At 43.0% G+C, this 17304-nt stretch carries 15 protein-coding genes and 2 tRNA genes; 9 read left to right on the plus strand and 8 right to left on the minus strand.

Annotation, left to right across the window (positions count from 1 at the left end):
- Positions 1–5 precede the first annotated feature (5 nt).
- Positions 6–767 carry a glycosyltransferase family 2 protein gene (locus tag H8S84_RS02130; RefSeq protein ID WP_187065629.1) on the plus strand — a complete coding sequence of 254 codons (762 nt, stop codon included), beginning with the start codon at positions 6–8 and terminating at the stop codon, positions 765–767.
- A 24-nt stretch (positions 768–791) separates the two neighbouring features.
- Here H8S84_RS02130 and H8S84_RS02135 read toward each other — a convergent pair whose 3' ends face one another.
- The 3 genes from H8S84_RS02135 to H8S84_RS02145 form a co-directional block, all read right to left on the minus strand.
- Positions 792–1526 carry a class I SAM-dependent methyltransferase gene (locus H8S84_RS02135; protein ID WP_187065630.1) on the minus strand — a complete coding sequence of 245 codons (735 nt, stop codon included), beginning with the start codon at positions 1524–1526 and terminating at the stop codon, positions 792–794.
- Between the two features lie 108 nt (positions 1527–1634).
- Positions 1635–1708 (minus strand) — tRNA-Asp (locus tag H8S84_RS02140).
- 60 nt (positions 1709–1768) lie between these two features.
- Positions 1769–1842, minus strand: a tRNA-Asp gene (locus H8S84_RS02145).
- Between the two features lie 221 nt (positions 1843–2063).
- On the opposite strand from H8S84_RS02145, the gene H8S84_RS02150 reads away from it, so the two are divergent.
- From H8S84_RS02150 to H8S84_RS02175, 6 genes are all read left to right on the plus strand, one after another.
- A complete protein-coding gene (locus H8S84_RS02150; protein ID WP_187065631.1) occupies positions 2064–3014 on the plus strand; it encodes an acetyl-CoA carboxylase carboxyltransferase subunit alpha in 951 nt (316 codons plus the stop codon).
- A 289-nt stretch (positions 3015–3303) separates the two neighbouring features.
- Positions 3304–4146, plus strand: a complete 843-nt coding sequence (locus tag H8S84_RS02155) for an MBL fold metallo-hydrolase (protein WP_187065632.1) — start codon at positions 3304–3306, stop codon at positions 4144–4146.
- Between the two features lies 1 nt (position 4147).
- Complete coding sequence (locus tag H8S84_RS02160) at positions 4148–4912, plus strand: patatin-like phospholipase family protein (protein WP_187065633.1); 765 nt, start codon at positions 4148–4150, stop codon at positions 4910–4912.
- A 96-nt stretch (positions 4913–5008) separates the two neighbouring features.
- The gene (locus H8S84_RS02165) at positions 5009–5635 is read left to right on the plus strand and encodes a hypothetical protein (RefSeq protein ID WP_187065634.1); all 627 of its coding nucleotides are present in this window, start codon (positions 5009–5011) and stop codon (positions 5633–5635) included.
- 78 nt (positions 5636–5713) lie between these two features.
- Entirely contained in the window at positions 5714–6265 is a 552-nt protein-coding gene (locus H8S84_RS02170) for a 1-acyl-sn-glycerol-3-phosphate acyltransferase (protein WP_187065635.1), read from the plus strand.
- A 10-nt stretch (positions 6266–6275) separates the two neighbouring features.
- Positions 6276–6626, plus strand: coding sequence for an MmcQ/YjbR family DNA-binding protein (locus H8S84_RS02175; RefSeq protein ID WP_187065636.1), 351 nt, complete (start codon positions 6276–6278; stop codon positions 6624–6626).
- Positions 6627–6705: 79 nt separating this feature from the next.
- Here H8S84_RS02175 and smc read toward each other — a convergent pair whose 3' ends face one another.
- The gene (gene smc / locus H8S84_RS02180) at positions 6706–10242 is read right to left on the minus strand and encodes a chromosome segregation protein SMC (protein WP_187065637.1); all 3537 of its coding nucleotides are present in this window, start codon (positions 10240–10242) and stop codon (positions 6706–6708) included.
- Positions 10243–10436: 194 nt separating this feature from the next.
- Here smc and H8S84_RS02185 point away from each other — a divergent pair, with 194 nt between their 5' ends.
- Positions 10437–10958 carry a hypothetical protein gene (locus tag H8S84_RS02185; protein WP_187065638.1) on the plus strand — a complete coding sequence of 174 codons (522 nt, stop codon included), beginning with the start codon at positions 10437–10439 and terminating at the stop codon, positions 10956–10958.
- On the opposite strand, the gene H8S84_RS02190 is transcribed toward H8S84_RS02185, so the two are convergent.
- The 4 genes from H8S84_RS02190 to pckA form a co-directional block, all read right to left on the minus strand.
- Complete coding sequence (locus H8S84_RS02190) at positions 10939–12036, minus strand: glycosyltransferase family 4 protein (protein WP_187065639.1); 1098 nt, start codon at positions 12034–12036, stop codon at positions 10939–10941. The genes H8S84_RS02185 and H8S84_RS02190 overlap by 20 nt on opposite strands.
- A gap of 197 nt (positions 12037–12233) precedes the next feature.
- Entirely contained in the window at positions 12234–12854 is a 621-nt protein-coding gene (locus tag H8S84_RS02195) for a DUF4159 domain-containing protein (protein ID WP_230407018.1), read from the minus strand.
- Positions 12855–12941: 87 nt separating this feature from the next.
- Positions 12942–13658 (minus strand): 16S rRNA (uracil(1498)-N(3))-methyltransferase, encoded by a 717-nt coding sequence (locus H8S84_RS02200; RefSeq protein ID WP_187065640.1) that lies wholly within the window; start codon positions 13656–13658, stop codon positions 12942–12944.
- A gap of 193 nt (positions 13659–13851) precedes the next feature.
- Entirely contained in the window at positions 13852–15462 is a 1611-nt protein-coding gene (gene pckA, locus H8S84_RS02205) for a phosphoenolpyruvate carboxykinase (ATP) (RefSeq protein WP_187065641.1), read from the minus strand.
- 235 nt (positions 15463–15697) lie between these two features.
- On the opposite strand from pckA, the gene H8S84_RS02210 reads away from it, so the two are divergent.
- Positions 15698–17116, plus strand: a complete 1419-nt coding sequence (locus H8S84_RS02210; protein WP_187065642.1) for a peptide MFS transporter — start codon at positions 15698–15700, stop codon at positions 17114–17116.
- Positions 17117–17304: the final 188 nt, after the last annotated feature.

Here is a 17304-nt window from a genome sequence, read left to right on the forward strand (position 1 = left end):
AATTTATGAAGGTTTCCATCATTACTATTGTCTTTAATAATGCAGAAACAATAGCCGATGCAATAGATTCTGTGCTTGGTCAGACGTATCCGGATATAGAGTATATAGTAGTAGACGGAGCTTCTACAGATGGAACGGTTGATGTCATCAAAAGCTATGGTGACCGTATTTCAAAGTTTGTCTCGGAGAAGGATAACGGGCTATATGATGCTATTAATAAAGGGATTGGTCTTGCTACTGGTGATGTGATAGGCTTACTGCATTCTGATGATCTTTTTTACTCTAAACAGACAGTTACACAAATTGTATATGCTTTTCTGAGCGCAAATACTGAGAGTGTTTATGGGGATTTGCTTTACGTTGATAAGCAAAACACAAGTAGGATTATCCGGAACTGGATATCTGGGAAGTATAAGAAAATTAGTTTTCGTTATGGCTGGATGCCTCCGCACCCAACCTTTTATGTAAAACGGACTATTTATGAAAAGCTTGGTTTATATAATACCTATTTACAAAGTGCTGCTGACTATGAACTGATGTTGCGATATCTGTACAAGAATGATGTTTCTACAACTTATATTCCAAGCAAATTAGTTAAGATGCGAGTGGGCGGGAAGAGCAATGGCACATTCAAGAACCGTTTATTAGCAAATCAGGAGGACTATAGGGCATGGCTAATCAATGGTCTTAAACCTCCTTTTTACACACGGTTTCTAAAGCCTCTTCGTAAACTACTACAGTTTACCTTTTTTAAATTTAAATGGTAATTATATCGCCTTAATCTCAGAATTTTAAAAGCTAACATGCCAATCCCAATTCCTGGTATCTTCGCTAATCTTTTTTATTGCTACACATCCGGAGTTTATTTGAAGACTCGAATCAGAAATTAAAATTTCGTCCTTAATCAACTTATCAGCAAGAGGCAAAAGTTTTAATAGGCCAGCTAGACTCCTCGCTTTTGAAGGTTTGTGATTTTTGGGATGTTGAGAGTATACTTTATAATTTGGGAACTGAGATATGTATCTTAGCACTTTTCTTATTCCAGGAAATGTTACATCGTCAAATACAATTACTCCATTTATTTCTAAAAGTTTATCTAAATAAAAGAAGTTTACAAGAATCCAATCAAACTGCTTTGTCGAATCTATATAGGCAAAGTCAAATCTTCTACCTTCAAACATCAATTTTGGTAAAGCTTCAAAACAAAACTGCTCAAAGAACTCTATTTTAGACTCGTATCCTGCAGCTTTAATTAAATTTAATCCATTACCTCCCCAGTCACTATGCTGAAATTTGTCAATTACCACATGCTTTCCTTTATTCTTTTCAATTTCCTCAACTATAGCAAGTGTAGAGGTACCAAAAGCAAAACCAATCTCAATTGATTTTGAAAATTTGTTTTGAGAAATTATTTGCTGCAGAAATTCACATTGGGATTTATTGGTCTCTGAATGTATTTTTATAACTTGACCTTCGAAGTTTACAAACTCTTTATTTTCAAATATTTCCTCAAGTATATTGTTCATAGATTAATATATTGGCTTGTGTGAAGTGAAAGATAACAGCTTATTTAATGATAACCAACATACAATGAAAAAGAGCCTGAAGAAATTAATCCTCAGGCTCTTTAAGAGCGGTCTGGACGGGACTCGAACCCGCGACCTCCGCCGTGACAGGGCGGCATTCTAACCAACTGAACTACCAGACCAATTCTGTGAAATGTGAAGAGCCTTTTGCTCTTTTTGTTTAACCGCAGGGGTTTAATCTGCGGTCTGGACGGGACTCGAACCCGCGACCTCCGCCGTGACAGGGCGGCATTCTAACCAACTGAACTACCAGACCTTTTGTCTTTTCTTTAACTTCGTGCGTTAAAGTGATACAAAAGTATAGCGTTAATTTTGATTGTGCAAGTGTTAAGCATCTTTTTAGCGCTATATTTTTGTGCATTTATTGTAAAAGCTTCATTTTCAATAAAATTATTTTTTAATCCCGGATAAATTTCAGCTTTCGCTACAACGATATAGGATAACTGTTAAATTTGTAGCTGTAAACAGCGAAAGAATATGCTTTTAGATTTCGAACAGCCAATTGCTGCCTTAGAGAATAAACTGCAGGAGATGAAAAAACTGGCCGATGAGAGCCAGGTTGATGTATCGGAAGCAGTAAAGGCACTTGAAGAGAAAATCAAGAACTTAAAAAAGGAGACATATGCTAATTTAACGCGTTGGCAGCGTGTTCAGCTTTCTCGCCACCCTGACAGGCCTTATACGCTGGACTATATTAACGGCATTTCCAGCAAGTTTGTAGAACTGCACGGCGACCGTACTGTAAGCGACGACAAAGCCATGGTAGGTGGTTTCGGTGAGATAGACGGCAGAAGTGTGATGTTTATCGGGCAGCAGAAGGGGAGAAACACAAAGCAGCGACAGATACGCAACTTTGGCATGGCAAACCCGGAAGGCTATCGCAAAGCCCTGCGCTTAATGAAGATGGCGGAGAAGTTCGGTAAACCGATCGTAACATTCATAGATACACCGGGAGCATTTCCTGGCTTGGAGGCTGAAGAGCGCGGACAGGGGGAGGCAATTGCCCGTAACCTGAAAGAGATGTTCATGCTGAAGGTGCCTGTTATCTGTATCATTATAGGTGAGGGAGCATCGGGTGGTGCGCTTGGCATTGCTATCGGCGACAGGGTAATGATGCTGGAAAACACTTGGTACTCGGTAATATCACCGGAGTCATGCTCGTCTATACTTTGGAGAAGCTGGAACTACAAAGAGCAGGCTGCCGAAGCACTAAAGCTAACTGCTACGGACATGTTGCAGAATAAGCTGATCGACGGTATTATTAAAGAGCCGCTTGGTGGAGCCCATACAGAGCCTGATAAGATGATGCGCGCGTTGAAGAAAGAGATCATCAAGTTACTGGATGAACTTGAAGGGATAGACTCTGAAGATCGCATTATGCAGCGTATCGAGAAGTTCGCTTCTATGGGTGTAGTACTAGAAGGTTAAGAATTCAACAAAACTATAAAATTAGAGAGGTAGTAAAGTATGTGTTGCTTTGCTACCTCTTTTGTTTTGTTACTTTAGCTAATAAGCAGAAGCTGTAGAAAGCTATTGATTTAACTTATTCTATGTCTTTTCAACCTACGGGAGAAAGAACAGATCGTATTTAATGCTTTTTCTAGTCAACAAAATTATATATAGCTAAAGTCGTTAAATCAAACACTAATCAGGTTCTAAGAATAACTTTAAGAGAAGCATCAAGTATAACTTTCAAACTTTATAACCCTTTTACTCTATGGAGCTACACGTAATAGACACAGGTTTTTTCAAACTAGATGGAGGTGCCATGTTTGGTGTGGTACCTAAAACTTTGTGGCAGCGCACAAATCCTGCTGATGAAAACAATCTTTGTACTTGGGCAATGCGTTGTATGCTTATCGAGGATGGGGACAGGCTCATACTTATTGATAACGGTATCGGAGATAAACAGGACGCTAAGTTCTTCAGCCATTATTATTTGCACGGAGATACCAATCTCACTTCGTCTCTGCACAAGGCTGGCTTTTCACACGAAGATATAACAGACGTTTTCCTGACGCACCTGCATTTCGACCATTGCGGAGGCGGCGTAAAGTATAAGAGAACTGACGGATCTTTAGAGCTTGCATTCCCTAACGCTACCTATTGGTCTAATGCGGACCACTGGGAGTGGGCTACAAAACCTAACGCCCGCGAAAAAGCATCCTTCTTAAAAGAGAACATACTTCCAATGCAGGAGAGCGGGCATCTTAAGTTCGTTGATCCATCTGCTGCCTCACCATTTTCGCATTTTGAAATCTTCTACGCTGACGGCCATACCGATATGATGATGATTCCAATCATCCCTTATAAAGGAAAAAAGGTGGCATTTATGGCTGACCTGCTACCGTCTGCGGGTCATATTCCTTTGCCATATGTCATGGGGTATGATACCAGACCATTGCTAACCTTAGAAGAAAAAGCAGCCTTCCTGAATATGGCTGCCGCAGAGGATCTTGTTTTATATTTTGAGCACGACCCGGTAAATGAATGCTGTACGGTACAGCAAACTGACAAAGGCGTACGCCTGAAGGATACATTCTCGCTTAAAGAACTATAGCATGCGTATCGGCTTGGCTCTTTCTGGTGGAGGAGCAAGAGGAATAGCACACCTTGGCGTGCTGAAGGCTTTTGATGAACTGGGCATTAAGATCAGTATGATCTCTGGTGTTAGCTCCGGTGCAATTGCTGGGGTACTTTATGCGGCAGGCTATACGCCCGATCAGATACTAAAGCTGATAAAGGAGCTGAGTGTATTCAAGATTGTAAGGCCAGCCTTTGGCAAAGCGGGTTTTTTGCACCTCGAGGAAGTGGAGAAACTTTACATCAACCATTTGGGTCCTCACATCCGCTTCGAAGACCTTAAGATTCCAGTCGTGGTCAGTGCCACAGAAATGAATGAGGGCGTTACAGCTTACTTTTCTTCAGGAGAGTTGATAAAACCTTTGTTAGCCTCGTCTGCTGTTCCGATTTTGTACCAACCTATACTTTATCAGGGAAAGGTGCTAAACGATGGTGGCCTGCTTAATAACATGCCTGTAGACCCATTACATAAGAACTGCGATATTAAGATCGGTGTCCATGTAAATCCAATCAACCACCAGGCCAAGATCACCAACATCAGGTCGATGATCGAACGGACGCTACTGCTTGCCATCAACAACAATGTAAAGCTTCGCATGCCGCTTTGCGATCTACTGATAGAGCCTCCTGAGCTAAAATATTACCGTCTGACAAACTTCAGAAAGGCAGATGAGATCTTCGATATTGGCTACAGGTATACGCTTAAACTAGAGAAAAATATCTGGCAATTGCTAAACAGGTAGCCTCCAAAATAAATTAATGTGAAAACATAAAAAATATTCAACTTTATACGGGTAAAGTTACGTACAATACGGGTAGTATTAAAACCCTTATATACTATGCGTAAAATATTACTCCTTCTCCTTTTTATCCCTTGTATAGCCTTTGCTCAAGAAAACGAGAGCTACTTAATTAAAGCCAAAGTTAAACAAGGTTCTATTATGCTTGGCGGTACACTACATGCTTCCGCTTACAAAACAACTGACGAACTTTCTTCTTCCCAGCAAACACTCGAGGGGAGTAAGATCAATGTGATGTTTAGAGCCAAGAACGGCTACTTTGTGTTACATGATCTGGTAGTTGGCCTGGATGTAACTATTGATTATCAAAGTACAAGAATCACGTCAGACGCTGAACAAAACAAGCCAGACAATCATACCTTCGGGTTGATGGGACCTTTCGTGCGTTACTATCTCGACAATGGTGTTTTCGGTGAACTAACCACTACAGTAGGCTTTGACAATTTCTCAGCAAACAACAAGTATAACCTGTTTGAAACTTCGGCAGGAGTAGGATATGCTTTCTTTTTTAACGAGAAATTTTCAATAGAGCCAACGCTCAGTGTTCGTTACTTTCAGCAGACACTAGGCGATAAAAAGTATACTTCTATAGGTCCTGTGTTGGGTGTGGGTATACAGGCTTACCTGTTGCGCAAAAAGGCACACGTTATTAAGCGGGCATTGTAAATAAGCTAAAAAGTATGTATTTATACTTTTATTAACGTAATGGCTTTACCTTTGCGTTAACAGATATACATACTTTACATGATAGGAAAATTACTCTCCAAGTTATTCTTTAAAATATCCGGCTGGAGGCTTAATGGTAACCTTGCACCTGAGCTGCGCCGTTGCGTAATGGTTGCAGCACCCCATACCAGCAACTGGGACTTTGTGTATGCACGCGCGGCCTTTTACCTCATGGATGCACCCATCAGGTATACCATCAAAAAAGAGTTTATGCGATTTCCGTTTGGTGGTCTGCTAAAAGCCATGGGCGCACTGCCTATTGATCGATCAAAGAACACAAAAATGGTGGATGCTATGATCAGACTCTTTAAAGAGAATCCTGGTGATATCTGTGTTATGGTAACCCCGGAGGGAACACGTAAGTACCAGCCACGCTGGCGCAGAGGCTTCTATCATGTGGCCGTGGGAGCGGGTGTTCCTATTATTCTCGGCTACCTCGACTATGCTAAAAAAGAAGCTGGCGTTGGCCCTGCTTTTTACCCAACAGGAGATATAGAGGCAGACATCGAAGCCATCATGGATTTTTACAGAACCAAAACTGCTAAATACCCGGAGCAGGGGGTGAGGTAGAATTATAAGTATGAATATTGAAGCGTTAAGAGAGCTGTGCCTGAGGCTCCCTGGTGTAACAGAGGATATAAAATGGGGTGCAGATCTTTGCTTTTTAATTGGAGGCAAAATGTTTTGCGTTACAAGTATAGATGCACCGCATACTGTTTCATTTAAGGTTGTGGATGAGCAGTTTGATGAAATGGTAGCTAAGCCCGGTATTATTCCGGCACCTTACATGGCACGTAATAAATGGGTTAATGTGCAGGAGTGGGGTGTGCTGACAAGTGCGGAGTGGTATACTTATGTTAAGCAGAGTTATACTTTAATTAAATCTAAGCTGCCAAAAAATGTACAAAAAGAGATAGACGCTTTAGTATAGCTTAACTGTATTGCTCAAAACAAAAAGGGCTCCTGATTTATACTTCAGGAGCCCTTTACTTTTAAACTTGAGTTTATACTTAAGCGATCTGACGTAAATCAACAGGGATTACTCTAGAGATGCCTGCTTCGATCATGGTAATACCGTACATTACGTCTGTAGAGGCCATTGTGCGCTTGTTGTGCGTAACCACAATAAACTGCGATTCGCCTGAGAACTTGCGGATAATATTATTGAACTTGTCGATGTTTGCATCATCAAGCGGAGCATCCACTTCATCAAAAATACAGAAAGGTGCCGGCTTCAGCAGGTAGATCGCAAACAGCAATGAGATTGCCGTAAGTGTTTTCTCACCGCCAGATAATTGGTTAATTGTTAACGGGCGTTTGCCTTTCGGTTGCGCCATAATTTCGATCTTAGATTCCAGCGGGTTCTTTGGATCAGAAACTACCAAATCGCAATTATCTTCCTCGGTGAATAGGCTGCGGAATACATTCTTGAAGTTATCCTTAATTTGCTCAAACGACTCCATGAACTTCTCCTTTGCCACCGTGTCAATCTCATTTATCGTGTCTATAAGGGTGTTTTTGGCGTTCAGAAGATCGTCGCGCTGCTCTGTTATAAACTTGTTGCGTTCTTCGATCTCTGCGTAAGCTTCTGCAGCCATGGCGTTAACCGGCCCCATTTTGTCCAGTGCCGATTTTACTGATGCGATATGACCATTTAGTTCGTCATCAGTTAATGGTAGCAGTTCTCCTGTTTGTGGTGGGGCAGCGGTAAACTCCTCTGTAGAAATATTGAACTCGGCAGCCAATCTTTCCTGAATAGACACCAGCTTTATTTTGGTGTCGTTCATGGTTTGCTGCATGCGCATCAACAATTCGTCGGAGTTCTGGCGTTTGCGTTGCAGCTCACGTATTGTCTTCTCCTTCTCGTCAAGTTCACCACGTAAACTAAAGTACTTCTTCTCAATTTCCTCTAATTGCTGGCCAAACTCGCGGCGTGCTTCGATCATGGTTTCTACTACAGCCTCGTTTTCTTCAATGAAGGCAGTAGACTCTAGCGTTTCTTCTTCAGACTTGGCGAGCTCACTTTTCAGATTATCAATGCGCTCTTGATTTGTCTCAACCGACTTTTGCTTATAGCTTATCTCTTGCTGTAAGCTGTTAAAGCGGTTCTTGAGCTGATGATACTGTATGTTCTCCTGGTTATAGCTGCCGGAAATCACAGCAACCTGTTCCTGCTGCTGTTCCAGTTGCACCGCAAAATCAGAGATCTCCTGCTCCAGGCGCTTAAGCTCCTGCATGTCAGCCTCCGCCTGCGGCGACACTTCCATACTTTGCTCACGCAGCTCTACTAGTCTTTCGTGCAGCTCGTCGCGCTTTTGGTCGAAGTTTTTCAGGTTTTGCTGGTACTGTTCATACTTGATGCGCACGGTAAGCAGATCCTGCTGCATTTTTGCCACATCTTTTTCCAGTTGCTTGATAGCCTCTTTCTTAGACTCGTTGCGGTGGTTCTGCAGGATCTGATGCTGCGTATTGATGCGGCTTTGCATCAGATCTACCTGCTCCTGTAATTCAGCAACCTCTGTAGCCAACTTCTCCAGGTTTTGCTTGCGGCCAAGGCGGTTACCATCAAATACTCCAACAGAGCCACCCGATAAACTGAGTGGCTTACGTATGGCGCTACCATCTTTTAGAATAATGGTTTTATACTCGCTGCCATATAGCTCTTCCTCATCATCATCGCTGATGAACACATTACGCAGCATATACTTCATCAGGCTGCTGTATTTCTTGTCTGCAGAAACTACCTCGTAGGCGGCTTTTAGTTTCCCTTCGGAAAAGGTCGCAGTTGGCTCCAGTTCCTCAATCTCAGAAAGTATAATAAAGTTGGCGCGGCCTTTGTTTTCGCTCTTCAGCAAGCTTACAGCATCAACGGCATCCTGCAGTTCATCCACCACAAAGTAGTTCATGTACTGCTCCAGATAACTCTCTATAAGTGGCTTATATTCAGGCTCGCAAACAAGTATGTCTGATAGGAGTGGGGCAGGCTTGGCCCAACTGTCTGACTTGCTCAGGAATTTGATTGCCTCTGGGAAACCCTCCATGTTCTCTACCAGAGATTTTGTTAGGTTATACTGATTTTGCCTGGAGTCAAGGGTACGGTTAAGTTCTACCAGCTGATTTTTAAGCTCCTCAATTCCAGCTTCGGTAGTTTCTATCTGCTGTGCCAGCGTTTCCTCATGTGCCTGAAGCCTTACCAGCTCGGAGGTATTCTCTTCCAGCACCTGCTGTGCTTCCTGTAGTTGCTCCTGAAGCATACGGCCGTCTTCATCGGCATTCAGTTGCTGTTGCTGTAACCGCTCCAGCTCCTGATTGATATTTTGTATTTGTACCTGGCCGATCTCAAGGGATTTGCTCAGCTGGTATACTTCGTTCTGCTTGTTCTTGTGCTGCTGTACAATGGCCTGGTGCGCCTCCTGCAGGTCTGCCTTTTGCTCGTTGGCCTCCTGCAGTTGCTCCTTTACGGCTGCCATCTGCTCTTCTGACTCTGCAAACTTATCCTGCACCTCCAACAGTTCATCTCTCAGTTCAAGTATACTTTGCTGCGTGTGCTCCAGGTTCGCTGTGTCCTGGCCAATCTGCTGGCGTAGCTGCTGCATGCGCTCCTTTAAGAAGTTGCTGCGCTCAGCCTTCAGTTTAATGTCATTTTCGAGCTGGCGAAGCTTGGCCGTTTGCACCTGCATGGTTTTCTGGCTTTCGGCCAGCTCCTGCTGCGTACGGTTCAGTTCCTCTTTCTGGTCTGCGATGGCATCTTCTGCTTCTGTTACAGCCAGTACATAGCCTTCTTTCAGCTCGGTTTCGTGCTGCACATCCTGCTGCAGTCGTTCTAAAGTATGCTGAAACTGGGAAATGTTTCGACGTGCATACTCTAGGCTATGTTTCTTGTAGTCTTCCTTTAACTGGAAATACTTAATAGCTTGTTTTGCTTGTCTTTCCAGCGTTTTCATATTCTTCCCGATTTCGAAAAGAACGTCTTCTACGCGCTCCAGGTCGGCATCTGTTTCTTCCAGCTTTTTGAGGGTTTGCTTTTTGCGCACCCTGAACTTGGAAATACCGGCTGCCTCCTCAAAAAGTAAACGGCGCGAGTTTTCCTTGTCATTCAGGATCTCGTCCACCATTTTCAGTTCGATGATAGCATAGCTGTCGGAGCCGATACCCGTATCCAGGAAAAGCTCATTTATATCCTTCAGGCGGCAGGTAACCCCATTCAGCATGTACTCGCTGTCACCATTCCGGAAATACTTTCTGGTTACAGTAACCTGAGAGTACTCTGTTGGCAGAACGCCTCGGTTATTGTCGAAGGTGATGGATACCTCTGCCATTTGCGTGGGCTTACGGGTTTTGGAGCCGTTAAAGATCACGTTCTCCATTTTGTCGGATCGCAGGTTACGGGTTTTCTGCTCACCAAGCACCCAACGAATAGCATCCACAATGTTGGACTTGCCACAGCCATTCGGCCCGACAATACCTGTAATGCCATTGTCGAAGTTTATCACGACACGGTCGCCAAAACTCTTGAATCCCTTAATTTCTAATCTTGATACTTGCATTCGCGTTCGCGGAATCTCTTCTGTTCTAACTTCAAAAGTAAGGTAAATTTCTCAATTAGCCGTTTTGTTTCATCAACTTCATGAACAAAATACAGTGCTTTTTAAATGTTGGTACTTTCAGTAACTAACCTTGTGGCTCGGTTTTTTATTCCATCGTAAAACTCTATATTTGGTAAAGCTAGCAACCCAGCGCTATGGATGATTTTAAGATTATACTTTATATACTTGCCGCTGTGGCATATTTTCTATTTATGCAGTGGCGGAAGGCGTTTAACACTCCTGGAGATGAGCAGGATGAGGTAGAACCAAGGCCTCAGCAGCAAAGGCGAGTGCAACCGCAGCAACCACAAAGGCCTGTTACCTCTTTTGAGGATATCCTGCGCGAGTTACAGCCAAAAGCAGAGAAGGGCAGGGCTGAGTTAGAGACTGTTAAAGAAAAAGCTAAAGAAGTTATGGCCCCTGTAGTGAGGGATGAAGATGTTGTTCCCAAGTATAAAAGCTATGAGCAACCCGCGCCTAAAGTATTATCCTGGGAAAAAGCAGCTGAGGCCCTGGAAGCAAAGAAAAGGTCTAAGCAAAGAAGACAGCCTCTTTTTGAAGCCTATGCGCAGGATAAAGAAGTAACTAAGAGCCGCTACGCTGCCATGCTGCAGAACCCGGCCACTGTACGCGATGCTGTTATCTTAAGTGAGATATTTAACCGGAAGTATAGCTAGTCTCTTCTAGAAGCTGCTTTTTCTTATTTACTGTTAAAATATCTACCAGCATATCTGTTGACTGCTGCCATGAGAAGTTTTCTTCAATATAGTACTTGCCTCTATAGGCCATTTCAATGCGTTTCTTTTCATTTTCAATTAGCTCGGAAATAGCTTCAACTATCTCGTCCACACTTTTGGGCTGAATCATCAATGCTGTTTCTCCGTGCCTAGCAAATTCACGGTGGCCGCCAATATCGGTGCATACCAAGCTGCAACTACACAACATGGCTTCGTTACAGGTAAGGCCCCATCCTTCGTTCAGACTAGGAGATAAGAATATACTGTTCCTGTTATAGATATCGCGCAGATTTTTGGGGTTACGGTTGTAAACTACCCATTCCGGAAAGTTTTTTGGTTTTTTTGGAACACTTATCAGGTCTACAGTCAGTTCAGGGTATAATTCTTTGAGCTTGGTTAAAGCCGCTATACCGTAAACAGATCCTTTCAGTTCCTGCTCAGAATACATCATGCACACACTTGCCGGCTTCCGTTGCTCGGGCAAAGTGGTGGTGTAGAAATTACTACGATCTACAGCATTTGGAATAACAGTAGGCAATACACCAGAGATGTCGCCAACCAGTTTCTGAAGATATTCGGAAATGGTAATATGCTGCATCGGTAGTTTATATGATGCATGAACCAAGTCTTCATGGCCATCCCATACTTCATAACCCTGAATCAAGTTTACTTTTCTGCCTTTTGATATGCTTAATTCGTTAACATCATAAGCTGTAGACCACCAGGTGGAGATGGTAAAATCAGCATTGGGAATGTACTTATCCTTTATTTCAGGAACAATTCTGCTCTTAACGTTTTTGTTAAACTTAAACCACTTTGGATATGCTGCACCTTTTAATGCAAACTGCAGCTTCTTATACCACAGTGGGCTTTTCATGTGCTTATGCCGCTGCTTTATACCATGGATAATAGTGACCTCGTGCCCTCTGGATGCCAATTGGTTAGCGTACTCGTACATTACTTTTGTGCCACCACTGGGTTTAGTTGCCGGCGAAGGGAGGATAAAGTTAAATTTCATACTACAGAAAGTAGGCAGCTATCCTTTTCTCAGTTTCTCTAAGAAAGGGGATATAAATGTTAGACTAAATAAAGGTTTTGCAGTTTGTTCTGTAGCTTGATTTCGGGTAGAGGCAGTTTGTCACGAAAGCTGAAAGATACAGCTAAAATAACTTATCAGTTAGTTATCAAGGCCAACATTATTAAAGGTGTAATAGTTTACTGCAGTCCATCGCCATGTGTGAGGGCATAGGTGATAATATTGGCACCCATTCGTAATGCCTGCTGGCGCACATGCTCCGGGTCATTGTGTACTTCCCGGTCTTCCCAGCCATTGCCAAGATCAGTTTCATAAGTATAAAAGCAAACCAATCTTCCTTTGTGTATGATTCCGAAGCCCTGTGGAGGCTTATTGTCGTGTTCGTGAATCTTTGGCAAGCCGCCGGTAAAATTGAACTTTTGGCTATAGATGGGATGATCGAAAGGCAATTCTACAAATTCATACTCCGGAAATACTTTTTTCATCTCATTGCGGATATACTTGTCCAGACCATAGTTATCATCGATGTGCAGGAAGCCGCCGCTTAAGAGATAGTTGCGCAGGTTCAGAGCCTCTGCATCGGAAAACACTACATTACCATGGCCAGTCATGTGCACAAAAGGATAGCTCAAGATTTCAGGACTGCCTACTTCCACCACAGCCTCATCGGGGGCTATGTTCATGTTCAGGTTCTGATTACAGAAGCGGATCAGATTAGGCAGGGAAGTTTTGTTAGCATACCAGTCACCTCCGCCATTATACTTCAGTTTAGCTATTCTGAAGCTATAGCTCTGTGCCATACTTGCAGTACAGACTATAAAAATAAGTATGAAAGCAAGAGTGTAATTTTTGAGCATTTGGCGGCTGATTCTCATGTTGTATATTAGTTATAACGGAGCATAAATGTCGTGTAGTACATTTAACGTATGGCAGGCCACCAAGGCTGCCGTTTCTGTGCGAAGCCTGCTTTTACCTAAGGTAATCGGTCGAATACCAGCAGCGTATGCTGCGGCTATTTCCTGGGCAGAGAAATCACCCTCCGGGCCAATCAGTACACAATGCTGCTCTCCGAACTTGTAATGATCTTTTATACTTTTGGTGGCATCATCTTCTAAGTGTGCAATAAACGTAGCCTCCGGCCTTGATTTCTGTATGAACTTATTAAAAGGCACAAGATCATTTAGCAGGGGCAGGTATCCTTTCTGAGACTGTTTCATGGCGCTTACGGCAATCTTCTCAAGCCTATCCAGGCGCAGCTGCCGCCGTTCTGAGTGTTCGCACAGTAGAAAAGTTATCTCGCTTACTCCAATTTCAACAGCTTTCTCTACAAACCATTCCATCCGGTCCATGTTTTTGGTAGGAGCTACTGCAATGTGCGTAAAGTAGGGGAGCTTGCCATACTCTATTTGCTTGTCGATAATCTGAAGTTTACACTTCTTATTGTTCGCATCCTGAATAATAGCAGTATAGAGTCCGCCTACGCCATCAACAAGGTAAACAGTGTCGCCATGGTGCAGGCGCAGCACACGGGTGCAATGTTTCGATTCCTCTTCAGGAAGCGTGTAAAAATCAGCTGTTATATCTGGTGTGTAAAATAGATGCACTTCAATTAATTGTTGCTTGGTTGAATGCTAAAGAGTTGTGCTGCATATAAGTATAAATCCTGTATCATAGCGTAATGTTTACAACACAGCCAGCTTTTTAAATATACGAAAGTATAGTGGCACTTGGTAATTGTTAAAGAAAAAGCCTCTCTGCACCAGGCAAAGAGGCTTTTTCTTTTATTAGTATTTCAGCTTATGCTGTTACTTCTACATTTGGAGCTCCGGCAAGGATTTCGTCGTTTGCGTAGTCGGCATACTTCTGGAAGTTCTTCACAAATTTAGAAGCCAGGTCAGTTGCTTTCGCGTCGTACTCCTCTTTGTTAGCCCATGTGTTGCGTGGGTTAAGAATCTCATCCGGTACGTTAGGGCAAGAGTTTGGCATCTCTACACCAAATATTGGATGCTTGGTAAATTTAACGTCGTTCAGTTCACCATTAAGAGCTGCAGTGATCATGGCACGGGTATATGGCAACTTCATACGAGAGCCAACTCCGTAAGGACCACCTGTCCAGCCTGTGTTTACCAACCACACGTTCACATTGTTCTCTTCCATCTTTTTGCCAAGCATTTCGGCATACTTTGTAGGGTGCAATGGTAAGAAAGCAGCGCCAAAGCAAGCTGAAAATGTAGTTTGAGGTTCTGTTACACCTACTTCAGTACCGGCAACTTTGGCAGTATAACCAGAAATGAAGTGGTACATAGCCTGGCTCGAATTCAGCTTTGAGATTGGAGGCAATACACCAAATGCATCAGCAGTCAGGAAGAAGATGTTCTTTGGAACGTCTGCTCTTGAAGGCTCAACAGCATTGTCGATGTGGTAAATAGGATAGGCTGTACGCGTATTTTCAGTAACTGAGTTATTTGTATAATCTACAGTGCGGGTGCCATCAATAAAGCGTGTATTCTCTACAATAGAACCAAACTTAATTGCATCCCAGATCTGTGGCTCTTTTTCGTGTGTCAGGTCAATTACTTTTGCGTAGCAACCGCCTTCAAAGTTGAATATGCTGTCTTCAGTCCAGCCGTGCTCATCATCACCGATTAGGCCGCGGTTAGGGTCTGCAGAAAGAGTGGTTTTACCTGTGCCTGACAGGCCAAAGAAAATAGCTGTATCGCTATCTTTTCCTACGTTGGCAGAGCAGTGCATAGATAAAGTGTTGCGCTCTTGTGGTAGGATGTAATTAAGTACACCAAAGATGCCTTTTTTCATCTCACCGGCATAGCCCGTGCCACCGATCAGGATCATGTTCTTAGTGAAATTGATGATCGCAAAGTTAGACTGGCGAGTTCCGTCTACCTCTGGATCTGCCTCAAACTCAGGTGCACAGATAATAGTGAATTCTGGTTTGTGGTTGTCTATCTCTTCGTGAGAAAGGCGCAGGAACATGTTGTTGCAGAATAGGTTCTGCCATGCCTGTGTATTTACAATACGAAGGTTAAGGCGGTAGTCAGGGTGTGCTCCAGCATATGCATCGCGTACGTACAGCTTACGGTCTTTCAGGAACTCAACCATTTTAGCCTGTAACTGATCGAATTTCTCAGGGTCGAAAGCGATGTTGATGTCGCCCCACCACACTGTGTCTTCTGTTTTAGCATCCTTAACCACAAAGCGGTCTTTAGGAGAACGGCCGGTAAATTTACCTGTGTCGCACATTAAAGCACCGTTATCAGTAAGCACGCCTTCGCCGTTCTTGATAGCTTCTTCCACTAACTCGGCAGGAGTAAGGTTCCAAAGCACCTCTTTTGCCTCCTTAATCCCTAGATTTTCAAGACCAGCCTTAGACTTATATCCAGTTTCTTTCATTTGATTATTTGGGGTTTTGATTTTAAACGGTTTTGTTCACAACTACAGTACAAAAGTATAAAAAAATGTTTATCAAAATATTGTGTTATGCAAATATTGCGCAACCTTGCACTTAGTGTTATGGCAAACACAAATTATTTGCCGATATGCATTTAAACTAATATATTTACCTTCAGTGTTTGCTTATTTATTCATTTTCTAACCTAAAAAGAAACATTCAACTAATTAACTTTCTATGTCTGTTAACCAACAACACGCTGCAAGTGCTGCGGTGAAAGAAGAAAATCTAAAGCATCCGAAAGGGCTGTACCTGTTATTCTTTACAGAGTTATGGGAACGTTTCAGCTATTACGGTATGCGCGGCCTCTTAATGCTTTACCTCACAAAAACTGCTCTTGAAGGCGGTTTGGGTTATAGTGTTGCCGATGCAGCCTTAATATATGGATACTTTACCGGCTTCGTTTATTTTACGCCTATTATAGGTGGTTGGTTGGCCGATAAATACCTTGGGCACCGCCGTGCAATATTAATAGGTGGTGTGCTGATGGCGCTTGGCCAGTTCAGCTTATTCTCTACACCGTATATGGGTGTTGAAATGACCTATCTCGGACTGTTACTGTTAATCATCGGTAATGGTTTCTTCAAACCGAATATTTCTTCAATAGTTGGTAACCTTTACGCGCAAGGTGATCCGCGTCGCGACTCTGCTTTCACAATTTTCTATATGGGTATCAACATCGGTGCTTTCCTGGCGCCACTTGTTTGCGGTTACCTTGCAGAAGATTACTTTGCGACTAAAGCAGTTGTTGATGGCGTAGAGCGTGTAACGAACTATGGTTTCCAGTATGGTTTCTTAGCGGCAGGTATAGGTATGGTTATTGGACAGATTGTGTTTAACACACTTGGGCCACGCTTATTGGGTGATATTGGTTTAAGACCTGTTAAGGAGGAAACTGACGCTGAGACTGGTGAACCAGTTAAAAAAGCAAAACTTACTAAGGAAGAGATTGATCGCGTATCGGTAATCTTTATCATTTCTGTATTTGTAATCTTCTTCTGGGCTGGTTTCGAGCAGGCAGGTAGCTCCCTTACAGTTTATACTGACAGGTACATCGACCGTGAGGTATTCGGCTTCCTTATCCCTACTTCATGGTTCCAGTCAGTTAACCCACTATTTATTGTAATGTTTGCGCCGCTTACTGCGCAGCTTTGGTTATACCTTGCCAAGCGTGGTAAGGACCTTAGCATCCCAACTAAAATGGGTCTGGGTATGATCTTGCTAGGTGTTGGTTTCTTCTTCATGGTAGGTGCCGTAATGGAACGTGGCGGTGTTGAAGATGATACTATCAAAGCTAGCCTTGCCTGGTTAATTGCCACATATTTCTTCCACACGATCGGTGAGCTTTGCTTATCTCCAATCGGCCTTTCAATGGTAACACGCCTTGCGCCGGTAACTTTGGTATCGATGTTGATGGGTGTTTGGTTCCTGGCGCCGTTCGTGGCCCAGATCGCAGGTGGTTACATTGCCTCTTATGTAGAGGAACTAGGTGCCTTAACCATTTTCTCTGCCATTGGTGGATTTGTGATACTGGCAGGCCTAATACTGGTAATGCTCACCCGCAAGCTGATGTACATGATGCACGGCCGCGGCTAAAAATAATTTTTTAAAGGAAGCCCCCGATTTTCTGAATCGGGGGCTTTTTTTATTTATAATATTTTATAGATTTGCAGCTCTGTTTCTCCGCCTATACAACTATGATTAAACTAGTTAGCACTTAATCATTTTGCCTATTTTATAATTTTACTCATTACCCATGTTTACTTTTCCTCGGAAGTATGGTC

The sequence above is a fragment of the Pontibacter cellulosilyticus genome (assembly GCF_014306105.1).
GTDB lineage: Bacteria > Bacteroidota > Bacteroidia > Cytophagales > Hymenobacteraceae > Pontibacter > Pontibacter cellulosilyticus.

Excerpts from the sequence above, each read along its gene's own strand:
- H8S84_RS02130 (WP_187065629.1), top strand. The coding sequence starts at position 6 with ATGAAGGTTTCCATCATTACTATTGTCTTTAATAATGCAGAAACAATA.
- H8S84_RS02135 (WP_187065630.1), bottom strand. The coding sequence starts at position 1,526 with ATGAACAATATACTTGAGGAAATATTTGAAAATAAAGAGTTTGTAAAC.
- H8S84_RS02150 (WP_187065631.1), top strand. The coding sequence starts at position 2,064 with ATGCTTTTAGATTTCGAACAGCCAATTGCTGCCTTAGAGAATAAACTG.
- H8S84_RS02155 (WP_187065632.1), top strand. The coding sequence starts at position 3,304 with ATGGAGCTACACGTAATAGACACAGGTTTTTTCAAACTAGATGGAGGT.
- H8S84_RS02160 (WP_187065633.1), top strand. The coding sequence starts at position 4,148 with ATGCGTATCGGCTTGGCTCTTTCTGGTGGAGGAGCAAGAGGAATAGCA.
- H8S84_RS02165 (WP_187065634.1), top strand. The coding sequence starts at position 5,009 with ATGCGTAAAATATTACTCCTTCTCCTTTTTATCCCTTGTATAGCCTTT.
- H8S84_RS02170 (WP_187065635.1), top strand. The coding sequence starts at position 5,714 with ATGATAGGAAAATTACTCTCCAAGTTATTCTTTAAAATATCCGGCTGG.
- H8S84_RS02175 (WP_187065636.1), top strand. The coding sequence starts at position 6,276 with ATGAATATTGAAGCGTTAAGAGAGCTGTGCCTGAGGCTCCCTGGTGTA.
- smc (WP_187065637.1), bottom strand. The coding sequence starts at position 10,242 with ATGCAAGTATCAAGATTAGAAATTAAGGGATTCAAGAGTTTTGGCGAC.
- H8S84_RS02185 (WP_187065638.1), top strand. The coding sequence starts at position 10,437 with ATGGATGATTTTAAGATTATACTTTATATACTTGCCGCTGTGGCATAT.
- H8S84_RS02190 (WP_187065639.1), bottom strand. The coding sequence starts at position 12,036 with ATGAAATTTAACTTTATCCTCCCTTCGCCGGCAACTAAACCCAGTGGT.
- H8S84_RS02195 (WP_230407018.1), bottom strand. The coding sequence starts at position 12,854 with ATGGCACAGAGCTATAGCTTCAGAATAGCTAAACTGAAGTATAATGGC.
- pckA (WP_187065641.1), bottom strand. The coding sequence starts at position 15,462 with ATGAAAGAAACTGGATATAAGTCTAAGGCTGGTCTTGAAAATCTAGGG.
- H8S84_RS02210 (WP_187065642.1), top strand. The coding sequence starts at position 15,698 with ATGTCTGTTAACCAACAACACGCTGCAAGTGCTGCGGTGAAAGAAGAA.